This window comes from Mesorhizobium escarrei, from assembly GCF_935825525.1.
Classification (GTDB): domain Bacteria; phylum Pseudomonadota; class Alphaproteobacteria; order Rhizobiales; family Rhizobiaceae; genus Mesorhizobium; species Mesorhizobium escarrei.
In genome coordinates this window covers 19007-39186 of record NZ_CAKXZT010000166.1, presented here as the reverse complement: position 1 = coordinate 39186, position 20180 = coordinate 19007, and the positions used below count along the sequence as shown (strand labels likewise).

At 59.9% G+C, this 20180-nt stretch carries 15 protein-coding genes and 2 pseudogenes; 11 read left to right on the top strand and 6 right to left on the bottom strand.

What is annotated here, in order from left to right; all coding sequences use genetic code 11:
* Positions 1-27: 27 nt before the first annotated feature.
* The 5 genes from NMG80_RS30800 (at position 28) to betA (ending at position 4841) form a co-directional block, all read left to right on the top strand.
* Positions 28-987: a branched-chain amino acid ABC transporter permease gene (locus tag NMG80_RS30800; RefSeq protein ID WP_254021610.1), complete on the top strand. Its 960-nt coding sequence runs from the start codon at positions 28-30 to the stop codon at positions 985-987.
* Positions 987-1739 carry an ABC transporter ATP-binding protein gene (locus NMG80_RS30795; protein ID WP_254021609.1) on the top strand — a complete coding sequence of 251 codons (753 nt, stop codon included), beginning with the start codon at positions 987-989 and terminating at the stop codon, positions 1737-1739. Before NMG80_RS30800 ends, NMG80_RS30795 begins: the two co-directional genes overlap by 1 nt.
* Positions 1736-2440 (top strand): ABC transporter ATP-binding protein, encoded by a 705-nt coding sequence (locus NMG80_RS30790; RefSeq protein WP_254021608.1) that lies wholly within the window; start codon positions 1736-1738, stop codon positions 2438-2440. Before NMG80_RS30795 ends, NMG80_RS30790 begins: the two co-directional genes overlap by 4 nt.
* Before the next feature lie 127 nt (positions 2441-2567).
* Positions 2568-3146, top strand: a complete 579-nt coding sequence (locus tag NMG80_RS30785; protein WP_254021607.1) for a hypothetical protein — start codon at positions 2568-2570, stop codon at positions 3144-3146.
* A gap of 39 nt (positions 3147-3185) precedes the next feature.
* Positions 3186-4841, top strand: a complete 1656-nt coding sequence (gene betA, locus NMG80_RS30780; protein ID WP_254021606.1) for a choline dehydrogenase — start codon at positions 3186-3188, stop codon at positions 4839-4841.
* An 80-nt stretch (positions 4842-4921) separates the two neighbouring features.
* Here the strand turns inward: betA and NMG80_RS30775 are convergent, their stop codons facing one another.
* Positions 4922-5335, bottom strand: coding sequence for an acyl-CoA thioesterase (locus NMG80_RS30775; protein ID WP_254021605.1), 414 nt, complete (start codon positions 5333-5335; stop codon positions 4922-4924).
* Between the two features lie 277 nt (positions 5336-5612).
* Here NMG80_RS30775 and NMG80_RS30770 point away from each other — a divergent pair.
* The 3 genes and pseudogenes from NMG80_RS30770 to NMG80_RS30760 form a co-directional block, all read left to right on the top strand.
* A pseudogene (locus tag NMG80_RS30770) lies at positions 5613-5801 on the top strand (aminotransferase class III-fold pyridoxal phosphate-dependent enzyme); the annotation flags it as partial.
* 124 nt (positions 5802-5925) lie between these two features.
* Entirely contained in the window at positions 5926-6417 is a 492-nt protein-coding gene (locus NMG80_RS30765) for a MaoC/PaaZ C-terminal domain-containing protein (RefSeq protein ID WP_254021604.1), read from the top strand.
* A 946-nt stretch (positions 6418-7363) separates the two neighbouring features.
* On the top strand, positions 7364-7696 hold the full coding sequence (locus NMG80_RS30760) for a hypothetical protein (RefSeq protein WP_254021603.1): 333 nt from the start codon (positions 7364-7366) through the stop codon (positions 7694-7696).
* Positions 7697-7726: 30 nt separating this feature from the next.
* Here NMG80_RS30760 and NMG80_RS30755 read toward each other — a convergent pair whose 3' ends face one another.
* Positions 7727-8431 carry an Abi-alpha family protein gene (locus NMG80_RS30755; protein WP_254021602.1) on the bottom strand — a complete coding sequence of 235 codons (705 nt, stop codon included), beginning with the start codon at positions 8429-8431 and terminating at the stop codon, positions 7727-7729.
* Between the two features lie 15 nt (positions 8432-8446).
* Positions 8447-9151, bottom strand: coding sequence for a hypothetical protein (locus NMG80_RS30750; protein WP_254021601.1), 705 nt, complete (start codon positions 9149-9151; stop codon positions 8447-8449).
* Positions 9152-9209: 58 nt separating this feature from the next.
* Between NMG80_RS30750 and NMG80_RS37540 the strand changes: the two genes are divergently transcribed.
* Positions 9210-9476, top strand: coding sequence for a DUF5681 domain-containing protein (locus tag NMG80_RS37540; protein WP_367186033.1), 267 nt, complete (start codon positions 9210-9212; stop codon positions 9474-9476).
* 467 nt (positions 9477-9943) lie between these two features.
* On the opposite strand, the gene NMG80_RS30745 is transcribed toward NMG80_RS37540, so the two are convergent.
* Positions 9944-10792 (bottom strand): hypothetical protein, encoded by an 849-nt coding sequence (locus NMG80_RS30745; RefSeq protein ID WP_254021600.1) that lies wholly within the window; start codon positions 10790-10792, stop codon positions 9944-9946.
* Between the two features lie 337 nt (positions 10793-11129).
* Between NMG80_RS30745 and NMG80_RS30740 the strand changes: the two are divergent.
* Positions 11130-11502, top strand: a pseudogene (locus NMG80_RS30740) (transposase); the annotation flags it as partial.
* 687 nt (positions 11503-12189) lie between these two features.
* Complete coding sequence (locus tag NMG80_RS30735; protein ID WP_254021598.1) at positions 12190-17691, top strand: trifunctional serine/threonine-protein kinase/ATP-binding protein/sensor histidine kinase; 5502 nt, start codon at positions 12190-12192, stop codon at positions 17689-17691.
* A gap of 504 nt (positions 17692-18195) precedes the next feature.
* On the opposite strand, the gene NMG80_RS30730 is transcribed toward NMG80_RS30735, so the two are convergent.
* Positions 18196-19290, bottom strand: a complete 1095-nt coding sequence (locus NMG80_RS30730) for an ABC transporter ATP-binding protein (RefSeq protein ID WP_254021597.1) — start codon at positions 19288-19290, stop codon at positions 18196-18198.
* Positions 19291-19301: 11 nt separating this feature from the next.
* Entirely contained in the window at positions 19302-20180 is an 879-nt protein-coding gene (locus NMG80_RS30725; protein WP_254021596.1) for a carbohydrate ABC transporter permease, read from the bottom strand.

Here is a 20180-nt window from a genome sequence, read left to right as displayed (position 1 = left end):
GCCAGATCAAATCAAAGCAACGCAATCTTGACGACCACCCTGGCGATCGCCGCATGCGCGGTACCTTTCGTCGCGGGAGACTATTACACGTCCTTCGCGACCGAGATCGCCATCACGGTCCTGATGCTCTCGAGCTACAGGATCGTGGTGCTTACAGGCGAATGGTCATTCGCGCATGTCGTTCTCCAGGGTGCCGGTGCCTATACTGCAGCGATCATGGTCAAAGACCACGGCGCATCCTTCCCTATTTCTCTGGTGGCTGGAAGCATCGTCGCCGCCGCGATAGCGGCGGTGCTCAGCATGCCGCTGCTGAAGATGCGCGGTTTCTATTTCCTGATGGGCACCTTCGCCGCCGCGGAAGCGATCCGGCTTCTTTGGCGCAAGTTCACGTATTTCGGCGGCACGAGAGGGTTCTCCGGCATCTCCGCCCCATATTTCGACTTCGGCGGCGTCCAGATCGATTTCGGAAGGTCGGCGAACTATTACTTTCTGACGCTGGCGGTCGTTGCGGCATGCCTGGTGCTCCTATGGCGGCTCGAACGGTCTCGCCTCGGGAAAGTCTGGAAAACAATCGAGCAGCAGGACGTGCTGGCGCAATCCGTCGGCATCGACACGCGCCGCTATCGACGTATCGCCTTCGTCATTGCGGCGGCGTTCGCCGGGATCGCGGGCGTGCTCCTGGCATATGCGTTCGGATCGGTCACTCCGAACAGGTTCAGCCTCAACTTCGCCCTCTATCTCATGATCTGGGCCATCGTAGGCGGAACCCGGACGTTTTTTGGTGTGATCGTCGGTGGTATCGTCCTGATGGCCTTCGATGAATCGCTTCGTTTCGCCGAGCAGCTTCGGCCGGGCGTGTACGGCGTGATTCTCATCCTGGTCATGTTGTTCTGGCCTCAGGGCTTGGAGCGATTGATCGGCTGGACGGGTCTCTACGGCCGCGGCGTGTCCAAGGCTGCCCCGGTTTCTTCCGAGGGAGGCGCTTGATGCCGATCCTGTCGCTCCACGAGGTGACCAAGGCCTTTGGAGGCCTGGTGGCGGTCAACAGGGCCACCTTTTCCGTCGAGCCTGGTTCGATCCACGGACTGATCGGACCGAACGGTGCCGGGAAAACAACCCTGTTTTCCCTCATCACGGGATTTTATCGGCCCACCATGGGGCGGGTAGAGCTTGACGGCGAGGATATAACCCGCCTCTCGACAAGCGCCCGAGCTCGCAAGGGACTGGTGAGGACGTTTCAGGGCACCGTTCTGTTTTCCGACCTCACCGTGGAGGAGAATATCGCGAACGGCATGCTCGCTGAGAGCTCGTCGCCATGGACGGATTGGCTCTTCGAGAGTCCGGCCTCAAGGAGTTCACGGCAGGAGCGGGCGGCCGCGATCATGGACTATGCCCGACTGTCCGACCTGCGGAACGTAGGCGCCAAAGACCTGTCCCATGGCCAGCAGCGGGTGCTCGGGATCGCGATCGCGTTGGCCGCGAAGCCCCGCTTGCTGCTCCTAGACGAACCGTTCACCGGTATGACCGCTTCGGAGAAAAACCGATTGGCGGAGATGCTGCGACGCATCCGCGAAGACGGCGCGACGATCGTGCTCGTGGAGCACGACATGAGGACTGTGATGCGCCTCTGCGACGTAATCACGGTTCTGAATTTCGGCAGCGTGCTGACCGAAGGCACTCCGGAGCAGGTCCGGCGTCACCCTGAGGTCATGGCGGCCTATCTCGGGAGCGCCGCGTGATCGAGCTCAGGAATCTTAGCGTTCACTATGGTCGCGCGATCGCGGTCAACGACGTGTCCCTGTCATTCCCGTCGGGCACGGTGAACTGCATCATAGGGTCGAACGGCGCGGGGAAGAGCACGATACTTCGGACGATTTCCGGGCTGGTGCGCCCAAGTTCGGGGCAGATCGTGTTCGAAGGCGAGCCCATCCAGAATCTGACGCCGAAGCAGATCGTCGAACGGGGCATCGCCCATGTTCCGGAGGGCAGGCACGTGTTCCCGGAACTCACGGTCGAGGAGAACCTCAAGATCGGAGCATACCTCCGTGCCGATGCGGCCGCGGTCAAGCGCGATTTCGATGCCATCTGCGGAGCTTTTCCCAGGCTCGCCGAGCGCAGAAAGCAATTCGCCAACACGCTCAGCGGCGGCGAGCAGCAGATGCTGGCCATCGGGCGAGCAATCATGGCGGCACCCCGCCTCGTCCTCATGGACGAGCCATCCATGGGGCTGTCGCCAGTAATGGTCGCGACCATGGGCGACATCATCCGCAGCATCAACGCCGAAGGCAGGTCCGTGCTTCTGGTGGAGCAGAACGCCAACGTGGCCCTGTCGCTCAGCGAGGATGCGGCGGTCCTCGAACAGGGCCGAATTTCCCTTGCCGGAAAGGCCGCGTTGATGAAGGACGACGAACATGTCCGTGTCGCCTACATTGGAGTCTGAAAGCAGTCCTGGCGATGATGCCATCGACCGCCTCTGGGCGTGGTGCCAGCTGGTCAAGTCCGGGGGGAGCTTGCAGGCTACGGTCAGAGACCAAGACCTGAGCTCTCTTCCGGACACCGAACGCGAGGTGGCCACCGCCGTCGCGCGCCACCTGAGTTCCATCTGCGCCTTCAAGCTCGGCGGGCTCGGCCTTGCGCTCGAGATGGCGGAGGAGGCTGAACGGCGATGGGGTGTCGTGCTTGCGTCTGACATGGTTGCGAGGCCGCTCCTGACGCCCAGATCGAATGCGTTCCATATGCGCTTGGCCAGCCGGCATGCCGAATACTATCGGAGCGTGGAACAGGGCGCCTTGGCCCAATGGGGGGAGGCAAGCCGCCTGAAGGGCAGGTTTTTCCACGCCATGGTACTGCAGGCAGGCGGCGAGACATCCGGGGCGCTGGCCGAGGCGTCAGCGATCGCCGATGAATGGCGCGGCAGGTTATCGGCTCGCCTTCCCGGTCTGGGCACGATCGAGCTTGCCTGCGCCACCTGGGCGTCCAGCCTGGGGCGATCGGTCCTCTGCGAGGAGATGTCGCGGCGCCTTTCGACGATAGCCGATCGGGCCGCCGCATACCCTGACGACATGCCGGAAATCTGGTCACGGCCGAGGAAAATTGAGAGCGTGCTGCGCTTCGGATTCGCCGCGACGCCCATTGCATGGCTCTAGCCACCAGTCACGAACAACGATGCGTTTTGGAGGCAATTGATGTCGGATGGCGGAAAAGCAGCATATGACTATATCATCATAGGAGCGGGTTCCGCCGGCTGCGTCCTTGCAAGCCGATTGACGGAAGATCCCGACACGAGCGTTCTGGTGATCGAAGCCGGCGGGCCGGACAGGTGGTGGGATTTTCGGATTCAAATGCCTGCCGCGCTGGTCTACCCCCTGAACGGCAAGACCTACAACTGGCAATTCGTCTCCGAGCCGGTTGCCGCGCTCGGCGGCCGCCGTATTCCGCTCTTCCGCGGCAAAGTCCTCGGCGGCTCATCCACGATCAACGGCATGGTCTATGTTCGAGGCAATCCCATGGACTTCGACAACTGGGCGAAGGATCAGGCGCTGGCGCACTGGTCCTATGCGCACTGCCTGCCCTACTTCCGCCGTTCCGAAACCTACGACCAGGGTGCGGATGAATACAGGGGCGGAGACGGTCCGCTGCACGTCACCAAGGGGATCGCCCGGAGCCCGCTGTACCAGATTTTTCTGGAGGCCGCCTACCAGGCCGGGTACGCGCCCGCCGGCGACATGAACGGATACCGCCAGGAGGGCTTCGGGCGCATGGACATGACCGTGCATAACGGAGTCCGGGAAAGCGCCGCCCGCGCCTATCTGCACCCGGCGATGAGGCGGCCGAACCTGGAGCTCGTAACTGGAGCGCTGGTTTCGAAGATCGTCGTCGACGGTGGGGTGGCAAGAGGTGTCGAGTTCAAGAGCGAAAACGCGATACGCACCGTGCAGGCGGAGCGCGAGGTCCTTCTGAGCGCGGGAGCGATCCAGTCGCCGCAGCTACTCATGCTGTCCGGCATCGGCGACGCCGATGCGCTGAGGCGACACGGAATCGACGTCGTGTTGGACCTGCCCGGCGTCGGACAGAATCTCGGGGACCACCTCGAATACATCGTAGCTTATGAATGCACCAAGCCGCTCTCGTATTTTGAGGCGACGAAGCCGCTCAACCAGGCGAAGATCGGCGTGCAATGGTACGCCACAAAGACTGGCCTTGGCGCATCCAACTTCTTCGAAGCAGGTGGCTTCGTCAGGAGCTCTCCGGATAAACCATGGCCGGACGTCCAACTTCATTTCGTGGGCTTGGCCGCGGAGTATTCCGGACGGCTTTCCGCTCCCGGTCACAGTTTCCAGGTACATCTTGGACCGCAGCGTCCGAAGAGCCGCGGCACGGTATCACTGAGATCGTCCCGACCAAGAGACTATCCTGCCATCCAGCCGAACTATCTGGCGGAGGAAGAGGATTGGGTGGATTCACGGAACGCCATTCGGCTATCGCGCGAAATACTCCAACAGGACGCGCTGCGCCCTTACAGGGGAAAGGAGCTAAAGCCTGGATTCGACATTTCCGGCACCGCTCGCCTCGACGAATTCATTCGCAATCACGCTGAGAGCGGCTATCACTACGTCGGCACCTGCAAGATGGGAAGCGACAGCCGCGCTGTAGTGGATGGAGACCTCAAGGTTCACGGGATCGACAAGTTGCGTGTTATCGATGCGTCGGTCATGCCCGAGGTGACGAACGGCAACACGAACGCTCCCACGATCATGATCGCGGAGAAGGCGGCGGATCTCATCAGACGGACCTCGCTGCCGCCGTCCGACGCGGCGTTTTACCGAGCCAAAACTCAATAGGTTCCATTCCGTTCAAAGTGCGTAGAGCAGCTGGAATGCCTTAGGAGAAAGTCTCCCTCGCTGACCTTTTCCGATCGACGTTAACCGCGTGCATCGGTCAGGCGGTCGTTCGCTGACATCCGAATTTGTTCGGGCAGCGGAAGCGCCTTCCGCCCGTTGAGGTCGAAGTAGACCGACTTCACGTCGTCGGTGGACGAAAGCTCGCCGCCGGGGTCGAAAAGCCGATGACGCGTCGAAAGGGATGTCTTGCCGATCGCGACGACAGAGCTCTCGACCCAAAACAGGCCGCCGACACGCAGCTCCTTGGAGAACGTCACGTCATGGCGTACGTCGGCCCAACCTTCTCCGCGCTCCGTCTGCCATTCAGGTCGGTATCCGAGCGCGTGAACCAGATGCCACATCGCTTGGTCGAACGCCGCGACATAGTACTGAACCGTCATATGGCCCATCGCATCGGTCTGCGCGGGATAGACGACGCCCGAATAGGTCCGCATACAATTCCCCTTCCATCTGAATGGCTCTTCCTGTGCGGAGGGACTGGAAGAACTAACGTCTTGGTTTCCCAGGCCGCAAGCGCGCCCGTTCGCACTCCAGCATACTCAACAGTCAAGTTAAAAGTCTTTTTGGGTTCTGAGTGGCATCGCATTGGGATGCAGCCAATGAGGAGCCAAGCTGCTGCCTAAGGCGAATTGGTTTGACTTGCAAGATTTTATATTTGACTAATTAGTCGAAAATCTGGATCCTGGAGTTCGCCCGCTAAAAAAGAACGAAATGCTCAACAGATGCGCCAATTATCGATCGGCCGCCATCTCCCGCGGTGTTGGCGCGACAACAACGGTCTACGCCGCTCGTGCTGAGAATGCAGAGATCTGGGAAATCGAGGGATGCCGCTACATCGACTTCTCATCGGCCATCGCTGTCGTGAACACAGGGCATCGCCACCCCAAGGTTTTCATCGCTTGACAAAACTAACTCATTGGTCGAAAATTAAGTCTTAAAAGTATGTAATCTGCCCCCTGCGCATCGTCTGGCAATTTCGCGCATTCGCGAGGATGGCATAAATACCGGAAATCAGGAGAGACCCATGGATGCCCGCACGAAGCAGGAAGGCCCAAAAATCACGGTTGGGCCGAACGCATTGTTTTTCGATGATTTCAAAGTCGGACAGAGCTGGCTGACACCGCGTCGAACGATCTCGGAAGCAGACATCGTTATGTTTGCGGGGCTGACCGGCGATTACAATCCCGTCCATACGGACGAAGAGTTTGCGAAGCGGTCACCCTTCGGAACGCGAATCCTGCACGGACCTGCCGTTTTCGCCATCGCGACGGGCTTGGAATTCCGTCTCGGCCTTAAGGAGGGTACGGCTATCGCCTTTCTCGGCATGACCTGGAACCTGAAAGCTCCCGTAAAGATGGGCGATACGATTCATGTCTATCAGCGTGTCGATGCTGTGCGGCTGACCTCCGACCCGAACCGCGGAATCGTCACCTTCTGGGTCGAGGTGCGAAATCAGTTGGGGACGGTATGCCAAGACGGCGATTGGAAGGTTATGTTCCACACAAACGCCGTTTGACGGGCTGGCACTGGCTGTTGGTTCGATGCCGACAGAGGCCTGAGCCGGATGGCCGATCCGCCGACGATCGTAGTTGCGGTGAACCGGATGTTCGTTCTCGTCGCCTGACGATTTTGCCGTCGTGGTGTCGATATCCTCCCGACCGACATCATGACGGCCCTCCGTCCGCAGCCGCCCCTTCATGGGGCAGGGCTACACCGAAAAGAACGAACAGTTGGCGGGAGTTGAGCCATGCTTCAGCACGAGGACGAATGTAGATAGATTGCGGGTTCATTTGGCACCAATTGGCACCTTAGCCGACGAGAGACTCGGCGCCCTAGCCTTACCGAAGGCCAGCTTGGTGCAACCCGTTGCAAAACCGCTTTCAGCGGCTGAGTGCGGCATACCTTGACGCTGCTGTTTCTGCCGGTTCTGCAAGCGCATTATCGAAGGATATTTCTGAGAAGATTGCGGGCTGTCTCCTGGGGTCGAAAGCGAGGCAGCAAAGCGAAAAGCTGGGTCAAGGTCGCGGGCTATTCGAGTATCGCCGCAGAACTGGGGTTGCGCATCTTCAACACCAAAATGAAATGCAACGCGTTGCAATATGCTTGTGGATGTTAAACCACCCCCTGCGTGAAGCGCGACGGGTCGACGATACGTTGGGCACCTGTCAAGGCAGGCATATTGAGCGTCGGGCGCCAAGAGTTCGCTCAGCCCTTCAGCGTCATGATGCGCGTCATCGGATAACATGAAAGAACGTCGAAAGGTGTTACCGCTCACGGGATCGAAACGCGGTCAACGCCGGCAGCGCCTACAAGATGGTGGACTAAGCCGGGCTCGCGATTGAGATCACGGGGCAGCTCAAGCCGTCCGACTCAATTACCCGTTCCGACCTATTGCAGACCTTCCCTAAAGGAGAGATCAAGGGACAATCATACTGAAGAGCGACTTCCGACGGGCGACAGCTTTGCGCCGCATCTCGGACGTTGAGCCCGAAATTCTGTTCGTCTGGAAGCCGACATGGCCGAAGGTGTCAACTCTCATGCCCGAGGCGGACCCCACCGGTGAATTTCAGAGACAGAGCATCGTTGCTGAAAGGTTGCGTGCCCAGGCTGTAGAAGCTCCCGACCAGATTGAAAGTCTGGTTCCGGTTGTAGTCGAATTCTTGAAATCGAACGGGCTGGCCCATCAGTTGCCCGAACTGGCTCTTAGTCTAGAAGCACATGGCTTGTCGGAAATGGCACGCATTGTGCGCCGTCACATTGGCCCCGGCAGAAACACGGTGAAGCTGACCACCTAGCCGAATGACGATATTCGCTGGTGATCTGTGCTAGTTTGACGACGGTGGTTGCTGGATAGACCGGTTGAACAACATCAGGAGAGGCGTTGCCCGGAACTCGCCAAGCTCGGTGTTAACCTCCATCTGGCACGCTACTTTCCATTCTGGGTCAGGCGCAAATCCAACGCTGCCGCTATTCTCGAACGCGAACAGACCCAACGCTGTCAGTCTCGCGAAAGTGTTCGAAAGGTCTGGCTCCTCAACCGAAAAGTGCTCGTGGTCTAGGCGTATCGGGTCGTGGACGGGAATGGAAAGGTCCTCGGCCGCTAGACGCCGGATCACAGGGAGGTCGGTCGGCTCAAGATTCTTGATCACGTTGATGATGAGGCGATTGATGACAACCGATTGCTGGGAAGAGTCCAGAGCGTTAGCAAGGTAGGCTGCCCACAAGTCCTGGACCGATTCCTCAGGCTCGTCAGAGATGCTTTCCAGCAAAGGAATTCCGTTGCGGAAGTCGATGGCCTTAAAGTCTGTCACTCCCAGCTTTTCCAGATGCGCGCGAGTTTTTGCAACGACGGTTGCGCGATTGCGAACCCGGTAGGCTGCAGCTTTATCAGCGAAAGCCTCCGACATGTGGTCAAAGGCTTTGCCGAAGGTTTTGGTCAGCCAGCCACCCGCGTCAGACGCCGCCTCGACGCTCTTCTGGCCTAGCTTAGCAAGCTCCTGAGCCGCCTTTGCTTCTTCGTCGCTAATCATTGGTCGCCCTCGAATTCAGTCATCACCGTAGGGAGGTCCAGCGTTCTGAATCGCTACGCTGGCGATCTCCGAAAGGTCTGGCGCACCGGGAAAGCCCTTGGTTTTCTCCAACAGGAGCACAGCAATCGCCTTTTTTATCCGAGCGAACAGCTTCTGCATGTCATCATGGGATAATGCGATCCGCTTTTCCGGCTGCACCAGGTCGCCCAGCTCTTTGAGCTTCGCATGGTCGGCTTGGGTCAGAATGCCCTTGTTATGGACAATTGATTTTCTGAGGATGCGTAGGTCGCCAAGGGTATCCACCTTAAGATCGTTTGGCTCGATTTCGCGTATCTTAGCGATCTGAGGCCGGATTTCCTCGTCCCAATAAGCAAACATGAATACAATGATCGACCAGCATATCTGCCGGTGGCTAAATCCGCCGTCCCGGTTCGCCTTCAAGAAGTCGCTGGCTGCAATGATGCGGTGGTGAATTGCATCCGGCTGCGAGGGGTCCTCGAAGCTTTCCATTATCATGACGGGATGCCCATCCTTCATCCCGGGCCTTGGCCGGTTTACCCGCGCCACCTGACGCTCGATCCGAACGGTGTTGCCTCGAAAGCTGGACAGACAGTCCATATAAACGCCGACCTGGGCGTTCACGAAGTCAATAAAATCACGGAGCGGCACAAGCTCTGCGGTCGCCTTGTCAAAGTCGAAGCCCTGAGAGTTCAGTGCCATCCCCCGTTTTTTGCCCATACCTTGCCAGCATACCATTCCTGACTCATGATTCCGAGCAGTGAAGAAAACGACCGCTAGCACCGAAGGAATAGCGAGACGCGTCGCTAACCTGAAGCGTCCGTTCCAACCCGGCCAGTCCGGTAGTCCCGATGGTCGGCCTAGAGGGTCAGTTAGCGTCAAGACCGAGCTGCAAAAGATCATCAACATCGCCCTGAAAAACGAGCACAACCCGCTGTCCGACGAGCTGGAAGCGGAGATGCCGGTCGGCCGCAAGATTGCGCTGAACCTTCGATCAAGGCAGCTGAGGGAGACCCGTTCGCGATAAACCGGGTGCTGGAACATCTGGATGTCAGACCGCATCAGTCGATCAACCTCGGCGGGCAAGATGACAACCCGGTCAAGATCGACAGCAAGCTCGAAGTGATGCGGCGCGAAACTGAGTAAACTACGTCCAACACAATCGTCTTATTTCCGGCCTCGCCAACCTTCAACCGGACTATCCGCTTCCGGCCCCTTTCAAGCCTTTCCGATGCTGTGACGTCTACAGCGGCACGGTTTGAACTTGCGACCCCTTTGCCGTGCAAGTTAGCCGGTCGATCGCTATCGATTGGTCCCGGTCAGGCATCGAAGAGGTCCTGTCCTAGCTAGGTTTCGGTGAGACAATCTCGACGAAAAAGATAAGGATCTTGAATGGCCTATTCTGTCCCACTTTCGAAATTGAGCGTTGAAAAGGTTCAAATCTTGCCTCCCGGCTAGGGGCACCACCGCAGCGTCCGGCTGCTAACCACCAACTTAGGCGAACCGATCGATTGCGCGATTCACCGAAGCGCGGGCTAGCCTACCAAACTGGCTTCGTGGATGATCGCGATATTTCCCTTCGCCGAGCCACTGGGGGATTAGGTCGCCCTGTGAAGCAAAATGCTCTACATGCACAACCGTAATGAGGTCATCCTCGTAGGCCACAGCATTGATCTCCCTCATGGTTTTGCCGCGAACGGCCGAGAGCAAGGTGCGTGTCTCCCGGACGTAATTCTGGTGTGATCCCATCCCGAACATCACGACGAGCTTAGTTGCCCTCGGAAGGTTGACCAAGAATCGGGAAGCGCAGTTTCTGGCAACCTCGGAGCCGAATGGTGTCGCGACAAATCTATCGAGCATGCCGCCACCCGACCCTTTCCATTCCCGCTCCCCTCGGTCGTAACGCTCAACGCTGCACCTGATAAGAGAGCCGAAGTGGAACAGCCCGTTCTTGTCGGCGATCATAGAATCGACCGCGGCTGCCTGGGATTCGCGTGTCCCTTTTTTCACAAGTCCCACGTGTGCCAGAATTCGCCCGACGTTCGGACGGCTTCCTTTGTAAGCTATCTGGTCATGAGGCGTCCTTGCAAAGCTTTCAGCTTGGGTCGGTCCCTTCGAGAATCCGAGAATGATGATCCGGGCGTTGGGGTTACCCCAGGCTAAAGGATTAGCAGTGATGCGCCAATCCTGACTCTCTCGACGACTACGGCCGAACAGGACATTCTCGCCCCTGTAGCATGAAGTGCAGTCGATGCGCCCATGAGCGGGGAGGCAGCCCATCCGGTATCCCTGACATCTTGTTGTTCGCTGATGACCCAATCCCATATAGATCGCGTGCGACATCGTCACCCCAGCGCTGAGCGGCGTTGGGGCATTTTCGTCATATCTGTGGGGATATCCGTGAGGTAGCGGAAATGCGCGATCGGTAGCCCACTGTTTTTTTGATCGGAGTGGCTGGATCTGAGCCTGCGACCCCATCGCCCCAAACGAGATGGCACTAGGGTCTAACAGCGTAAATGGTGGACGAGACATCTCGGGTCGTGAAGCAAAAATGAATTCACGCCCGCGGAATGGTACGGAATGGTGAGGGAAAGCTTCCGATTTCGGCCCGCGAAAAAACTAGTGAAATCAATGCACCTGCTCCGTCCTCCGGGCCCACCAAAATATTGATTTCATTGCGGCCGGCGTGACGTTCCGCTACAAGGATTAACGGCAGCGAGCGATACCGGTCCATGACGCCCGATCCCAGCGAGTTCATCCGCCGCTTCCTGCTCCACATCCTGCCCAAGGGCTTCCACCGCATCCGCCACTATGGCCTGCTCGCCAGCGCGCACGTCAGCGCCAACATCGCACGCGCCCGCGAGCTTCTCGCCGCATCCCAGCCTGAGGCCGAACGTTGCGAAACGGGCTGCGCCGATGCCGCTCCCACGGACTGGCGGCCGCCATGCCCGTGCTGCGGCGGCAGGATGATCGTCATCGAGACCTTCGAGCGCGGCAATGACGCCCGAGCGCCGCCATCAGCTGGCTCTACAAGCGCAGCCCGAATGCCATGACGGCAACCCGCCCACCACGGCGTATCCCTGCCGATGGACCCCATCGTCGCCGGATCGGCGGCTTTCGTGCGCCAGCGCCCACCAACACGCCACGTTGCAACTCAACACGCCAAAATCGTCCGCCCTGCAACCGCTACGCCGCAGCATCGGCGGCACCGGTGCGGCTCACTCGGCCGTCACCATCATCATTCCCCTCCGCCGGCCGCATCACCGCGGCCGCAGCGACCAAGCACAAACGTTAAATCCCATAGAGACCGAACCGCGCTCTTCATCCCGCGGGTTCGTTCCCTGGAGGCTTTCGACCCGGCGCCACGGACCACGTGGATCGCCGGCATCCCGAAACGTTCGGACCTTTGCCGGTGATGCCGCGAAGATCGCGTCTCGACCCCATCTCGGACTTTCGCTGGCCACCAGAGTGTGACGATGTTGTGCTTTCAGGATGACCCATCAAAGTTAGCCGGCCTCGTCCGATCGGGTTCAGCGACCCCACGGCGGACGTTGCGGGCCTCGTGCAATGCCGGGCCAAATGCTACCTTTCAGATCGCCTTGCGGTCGCATCACGAGACCCGTCTGTGACCGCGAACGGATTGGCAATTCCCGGTTGATGGATTGACGGGCAGCAGCAATGTAACTAGTCAATTGCCAAGGGATAACTGAGTGCCAATGGGGGGCTGACAGGAGGCCCTGGTGACGGAGCTTTCGGGCTATGTATTCTCGGCGTTGCGGGGAGGCGAGTTCACACTCTACCGCGGCTCGGGCGACGGCTTGGACCCGATCCTGCTGCTCGCGCCCATCGGGGAATACTTCGCGCGTGAGTCTCTCAAGCGGCTCGAACATGAACATGACCTCAAGGCCGAACTGGATGCTGACTGGGCTGTCCGGCCGGTAGACTTGTCCCGCCACGATGGCCGCATGGCGTTGGTACTCGAGGATCCCGGCGGCGAACCTCTCGACCGACTGCTCGGCGCGCCCATGGAGGTGGGAAGCTTCTTGCGCCTCGCTATCGGCATCACCGGGGCTGTGGGCAAGATTCACCAGCGCGGCCTTATCCACAAGGACATCAAGCCCGCCAATATTTTGGCTAACTGCGCGGACGGACAGGTCCGGCTCACCGGGTTTGGCGTCGCCTCGCGTCTGCAGCGCGATCGCCAATCGCCCGGGCCCCCGGAGACCATCGTCGGCACGCTCGCCTACATGGCACCCGAACAGACCGGACGAATGAATCGCTCGATCGATTCCCGCAGCGACCTCTACTCTCTTGGAGCAACGCTTTATCAGATGCTCACCGGTCATCTCCTGTTTACCGCGGCCGATCCAATGGATTGGGTCCACTGCCACATTGCAAGGATGCCTGTGGCCCCCGACGAGCGGCTGAAGGAGGTCCCTGGCGCCACCTCGGCGATCGTAATGAAACTGCTCTGCAAGACCCCCGAGGAACGCTATCAGACCGCGGCTGGCCTGGAGAGCGACCTTGGGCGCTGCCTTGCCGCCTGGGAGGCTGAGCGCCGGATCGATGATTTCCCGTTGGGGGAACACGACACGCCAGGCCGCCTTCTCATTCCTGAGAAACTGTATGGGAGAGCGGACGAGGTCGATGCCTTGCTCGCAGCCTTCGATCGGATCGTCAAGGGCGGCGCGCCGGAGTTGGTGCTGGTCTCCGGATATTCAGGTATCGGCAAATCCTCGCTCGTCAATGAACTGCATAGGGTGCTGGTGCCGCCGCGTGGGCTCTTCGCAGCAGGGAAGTTCGACCAGTACAAGCGCGACATCCCCTACTCGACGCTGGTGCAGGCGTTTCAGAGCCTTGTGCGACCTCTTCTCAGCAAGAGCGATGCCGAGTTGGCGAGTTGGCGCGATGCCCTGCTAGAAGCGCTTGGCCCAAACGGACGGCTGATGGTCGATCTGGTCCCTGAACTGAAGTTTATCATCGGTGAACAACCGCCCGTCCCGGAGCTTGAGCCGCAACAAGCACAAAACCGCTTCCAACTCGTGTTCCGACAGCTCATCGGCGTCTTCGCACGTCCCGAACACCCACTGGCACTCTTTCTCGATGATTTGCAATGGCTCGACGCGGCGACGCTCAATTTACTCGAGGATCTATTAACGAGGCCAGATGTCCGACATTTGATGCTGATCGGTGCCTACCGAGACAATGAGGTGGATCGCGCTCACCCCCTTATGCGCAAGCTCGAAGCGATCCGAAAAGCCGGGGGGAAAGTCCAGGATATTGTACTTAAACCGCTATTGCGCGAGGACTTGGGGCAGTTGATTGCTGACGCAATTCAGCTCGAATTCGAGCAATCCGCTCAGCTGGCTGGACTCGTACACGAGAAAACGACCGGCAATCCATTCTTCGCCATCCAGTTCCTTTCCACCCTTGCCGAAGATGGATTGCTCACGTTCGATCAGGGCGAGGCGCGATGGAGCTGGGACCTCAATCGCATACACGCCAGGGGCTACACGGACAATGTGGCCGATCTGATGGCAGCGAAGCTGAGCCGGCTGCCGGATGCTACGCAGGACGCCTTGGGACAACTCGCTTGTCTGGGCAACGCTGCCCAGATCGTGACCATGACGTTGGTACACGGGGAATCCGAGCAGAAGGTCCATGAGGGATTGTGGGAAGCGGTTCGGGCCGGTCTCGTCTTCCGCCTAGGTGACAGCTATGTGTTCCTTCACGACCGGGTCCAGGAGGCTGCCTATGCGCTAATTCCCGAGAGTGAGAGGGCCGCCACGCATCTCCGGATTGGCCGGGCGCTCGTATCGCGTATCGCACCGGAAGCACTCGAGGAAGTCGTCTTCGACGTCGTGAACCACCTCAACCGCGGAGCGGAGATGATCCTGACGCAGCAAGAGCGCGAGCACGTCGCCGAGCTCAACCTCATGGCGGGCAAGCGCGCCAAGAACGCCAGCGCCTATGCCTCGGCTCTGAAGTATCTTGTCGCCGGAACTGCGCTGCTGGCGGAGGACCGCTGGGAGCGGCGCTATGACCTCGCCTTCCCGCTCGAGCTACATCGCGCGGAATGTGAGTTTCTAATTGGCGATCTTGCAGCGGCCGAAGCGCGGCTGTTGGCGCTCTCGCGCCGCCCGGGAAACCTCACGGACGAAGCCGCGGTTACGTGTTTACGCATGGATCTTTATTATTTGCTCGTTCAGACCGACCGCGCGGTCGCCGTATGTCTCGAGTACCTCCGGCGCGTCGGGATCGAGTGGTCGCCGCATCCGAGAGACGAGGAAGTACGGCAGGAATACGAGCGGATGTGGCGGAAGCTCGGAGACCGCCCGATCGAGGAACTCATCGACTTGACCCTCATGAGCGACCCCGCGACTCGCGCAACAATGGATGTCCTGACAAAGCTCATGCCCTTTGCCTTTATGAGCGATGAAAACCTCGGCCGCCTGATGGCCACACGCATGGTGAACCTCAGCCTGGAGAATGGCAACGACAACGCATCGTGCTGCGGCTATGTCTGGCTTGGTGTGACCCTGGGGGCGTACTCCGGCGACTATCCCTCGGCGTTCCGCTTCGGCCAGCTCAGCGTCGATCTGGTTGAAAAACGCGGGCTGGACGCATTCAGGGCTCGCGTTTACCTGAACTTTGGACAAGCCAATGCCTGGATGCGGGACGTCCGGTCCAGCCGTACGTTCTTCGAGCGTGCTTTTGAGGCGGCAAACAGAGTCGGCGACCTCGTCTATGCGGGCCATTGCTGGAACAACCTGGTCACGATTTCTCTGGGTTCCGGCGAACCCCTGAGCGAGGTAGAGCGCGAAGCGGTGAAAGGGCTCGATTTTGCCCGGAAGCTGCGGTTCGGTATCGTCGTTGACATGATCACCAGCCAGCTGCGCCTGATCCGGATGTTGCGGGGCCTGACCAACGAATTCACCTCATTCAATGACGCGGAGTTCGATGAGGCCGCGTTCGAACAGCACCTTGAGGAAAATCCAAATCTGACCCTTCCCGCCGGCTTCTATTGGGTCCGAAAACTCGAGGCGCATGTCTGGGCGGGCGACTATTTGTCCGCCCTTGGGGCGGCCGCAAAGACGCAAGAGCTCCTGTGGACATTGCGGCCGTTCTTTGAGTACGCAGAATATCATTTCTACGCCGGGTTGGCGCAAGCAGCCCGCTCGAGCATGATACCGGCGGAGGAGAGCGCCCCACACCTAGAAGCCCTGGCAGCGCACTATCGGCAACTGGATCTCTGGGCTCGCCATTGCCCGGAGAATTTCGCGGATCGCCGGGCGCTTCTTGCGGCAGAGATTGCGCGCCTTGAAGAGCGCGTAGTCGATGCCGAACGCCTTTACGAAGACGCAATTCGGCTGGCACGCGACCGCGGCTTCGTGCAGAACGAGGGACTTAGCAATGAACTTGCCTCGCGGTTCTATGCGGCGCGCGGCTTCGAGACCATCGCCCACACCTATCTCCGGAACGCCAGGTCCTGTTATCTCCGCTGGGGTGCCGAGGGCAAGGTGAAGCAGCTCGATCGGCTTCATCCGCATTTGGCCGCTGCGGAGGGCCACCTTCCCACTGCGTCCATTGGCTCTCCAATCCAGCAGCTCGATGTGGCGAGCATCGTCAAAGCCTCTCAGGCCGTGTCCAGCGAGATCATCTTACCCAAGTTGATCGAGCGGCTGATGATGATCGCGCTCGAAAACGCAGGCGCGGATCGCGGCCTTTTGATCCTGCCGGCAGAGGAAGACTATCTGATTCAAGCAGAGGGCCGGGCTACCGGCGATCAGGTCGAGGTCGAGCTGTGCCAAAAGTCGATCACTGGGATCACCTGTCCAGAATCCCTCGTCCGCTATGTCATCCGCACGCACGAAAGCGTGATCCTCGATGATTCTTCGAGGCCGAACCTCTCCTTCGAGGACGATTATCTTCGCGGCCGACAAGCCAAGTCGATGCTCTGCCTCCCGCTGCTCAAGCAGGGGCAGTTGACGGGCCTGCTCTATCTGGAAAACACATTGACCTCGTTCGCGTTCACTCCGAATCGAATCGCGGTCCTGGAGCTGCTGGCGGCGCAAGCGGCAATCTCGCTGGAGAACACGCGTCTCTACGGCGATCTGCAGGAACGGGAGGCAAAGGTCCGACGCCTGGTCGATTCCAACATCATTGGGATCTTCATCTGGGACTTTGAAGGCCGCATCATCGAGGCGAACGAAGCCTTTCTGCACATGATGGGGCAAAGCCGCGACGATCTCGTTTCGGGTCGTCTGAGTTGGTCGGCGCTGACCCCGAACGAATGGAGCTCGGCCGACGAACGAGCCCTGGCAGAGCTCAGGGCGACCGGATCGTCCAAGCCCTTCGAGAAGGAGTTCTTTCGCAAAGACGGCATCCGGGTTCCCGTCTTCGTCGGCGGGGCGACCTTCGGCGTACGGGCAGACCAGGGCGTAGCCTTTGTCCTCGATTTGACAGAGCGCAAGCGGGCGGAAGCTGAGGCACACGAGAGCGAGCGGCGCTACCGCGAGGTGCAGCTGGAACTGGCGCACGCAAGCCGCGTTGCAACCATGGGTGAGCTCACGGCATCGATCGCCCACGATGTGAACCAGCCCATCGCGGCGACGGTCATCAACGCCCAGACGGGGCTGCGCATTCTCGCTGGCCGGATGCCGGATCTGGAGGAGCTGCGCCAGGTGCTCGCGAGCATCGTCAAGGATGGCAATCGAGCGGGCGAGGTCATAGGCCGCATCCGCGCCCTGATCGCGAGGGCGCCGGTGCGCAACGATCGCTTGGAGATCAACGAAGCAGTCCTTGAGATTGTCGCGCTGACCCATGCCGAAGTTGTGAAGAATGGAGTTGCAGTCCACACTGATCTCGCCAACGGCCTGCCGCCGATTCAGGGAGATCGGGTTGAGATGCAGCAGGTGATCCTGAACTTGATCGTGAACGCCGTTGAGGCAATGAGCAGCGTCAGCGAGCGGACCCGGGAATTGCTGATCAGTACCGGGCATGCCGAGTTGGGTGGCGTGCTCGTCTCCGTGCGAGATTCGGGTCCTGGGTTGGCTCCAGCTGATCTCGAACGGCTGTTCCAGGCGTTCTACACGACGAAGCCAAGCGGTTTGGGGTTGGGGCTGTCGATCTGCCGTTCGATCATCGAAGCGCGGGGCGGACGATTGTGGGCAAGCGCGAACGTTCCCCGCGGCGCCATCTTTCAATTCACTGTCCCTGCCCATCCAGATCTTGCGGAGTGATCGACGCGCTGGCGCCTTGCGCTTGTCGATTGCTGCCTTCATTTTCGCCACCTACAGCAATGAGTGGCTCGGCAGGGCTGGGAAGACTATCAGCATTTCCTCCGATCGCCGGCCGCAAGATGCGTGTAGATCCGCCGATCGGCATAAAACTCTAACTCGGCGATCGAGGCTACTTCAATTCCCTTCGGGGCCGATGCCGGCTTGGACATGCGCGGCGGAGTGCGAAGCAATCCTCGAGGTTATTGCCCTGACCCATGGCGAGGTGGTGAAGAACGACGTCTCGGTGCAGACGGAACTCGAGGGGGATTACCGCGCAGCTGATCGACGCAACAACGGGGCATCTTCTCTGGGCGTAGCGGCATGATCGGCCGATTCAGAATGTCTTCGAATTGCAAGACGGCGCTTCAGTTTGAGCTGACTGAGGGCGAGCGAGCCAGATTGAGGGGCAAGCACCAAAACCTTGATGTCTGGGAAACGCCATTCAAATACTGCCGGCCCGCCAACTTAAAAAATGGTGCGACCGGTTTCCTTTGAGAAGGCGTGCCACTTGTCGCGATTGGCCGTGATGTAGCAAACGTCGCCCTCGTTTCCGGCGAAATCGGTCGAGGTCTTGACGCGGACGCGCTCGGGGCCGAGGTCGACATCTACGATCATGTCGCCGCCGAGGAGCTCGTTGACGAAGATGCGGCCGGTCATAGACTCCTCCTTGGACTTGGCGAGCGAGATGGTGAGTGCATCGGGCCTGACACCCAGGCGGATGCCTTGCGCGCGGTTCGAGGCTTCGAGCAGGCGCGCCTGCTCAGGGGTGACGGCGATGCGGAAGGTGGGGTGCACGAAGCGGACCTGACCGCCGGTCTCCTCCAACGTGCAATCCAGGAAATTCATCGCCGGTTCGCCGACGAAGCCGGCCACCCAGGCGTTCACCGGCTTGTTGTAGACCTCGCGCGGGGTGGCGAGCTGCTGCAGCACACCCTCGTGCATGACGGCGATTCGGTCGGCCATCGACATGGCTTCGAGCTGGTCGTGGGTGACGTAGATCACGGTGGTGCCCAGCGTCCGCTGCAGGTGCCTGATCTCGCCACGCATATGGGCGCGCAGCTTGGCGTCGAGATGCGCGATGGGCTCGTCGAACAGGAAGAGTTTGGGCTCGCGCACGATGGCGCGGCCGATGGCGACGCGCTGCTTCTGGCCCCCGGAGAGTTCCTGGGGGCGACGGTCGAGGAGCTCGGCGATCTCCAGGAGCTTGGCGGCGGCTAGCACGCGCTCGCGGATGCGTACCTCAGCCTGGCCGCGCAGTTTGAGGGGATTGGCCATGTTCTCGTAGACGCTCTTGTGCGGATAGAGCGCGTAGTTCTCGAACACCATGGCGACGTCGCGGTCCTTGGGGGCGAGGTCGTTGATGCGCCGGCCGTCGAAGCGGATCTCGCCAGCGCTGATGTGCTCGAGGCCGGCGATCATGCGCATGGTCGAGGACTTGCCGCACCCCGAGGGGCCGAGGATCGACAAGAACGAGCCGTTGGCGCATTCGATGTTGAGATCCTTGACCGCTGGAATCCGGCCGTAGATCTTCCAGACCTTTTCGATCGATACGGTGACCATCCCAACTCCCGCTATTCCTTGACCGCGCCCATGGTGAGACCGGCGACCAGGTACCGGCGAATGACCAGGCCCAGGAGCATCATGGGCAGGGTGGTGACGACGCCGGCAGCCATGATCGGGCCCCATTGGATGTTCTGAGGCTGCACCAACTCGCGGGTGGCGACGGACAGCGTTTTGGCGCCGCCGGACCCGATGATGGCGGCGAAGAGGTAGTCGTTCCAGGCGAACAGGATGCATAGAACGACGACGGCACCGATGCCCGGGCCGACCAGCGGCAGGATCGACAGGAAAGCCTGGAAGCGCGTGGCGCCGTCCACCATCTGCGCCTCCTCGATCGCATAGGGCACGTCGTCGAAGAAACCTTTCAGGATCCAAATGGCGAAGGGCAGGTTGAAGGTAGTGTAGGCGAGGATGAGGCCGGGCAAGGTGCCGACCAGCTCCAATTCGCGGAAAATCCAGTAGAGCGGTACCATCACCGCGACGACCGGCGCCATGCGCGTCGAAATGATCCAGAAGAGCAGGTCGCTCTTGCCGTGGAAATCGATGCGCGACAGGCTGTAGGCGGCCATCGATCCGAGGATCACCGAGATCGCCGCCGAACCGCCGGCGGCGATCAGGCTGTTGGCCATGTACTGGCTGAAGTTGAGGTTTACGAACAGGTTCTCGTAGTGCTTAAAGGTCGGCGTGAAGTCGAAGAACAGGGTGACGCCCGCCCAGTCGCCCACCGGCGGGATCTTGAATGCTTCGAGGAGGTCCTTGAAGGACGATATGAACATCACAAGGATCGGCAGCAGCGTCCACACTAGGTAGAGCGCGAGGAAGACGGCGGAGAACCATCCGAAGGCCCGGCTTAGGGGCGCCTGGTACTGAACGATATCGCGGGAGGCCAT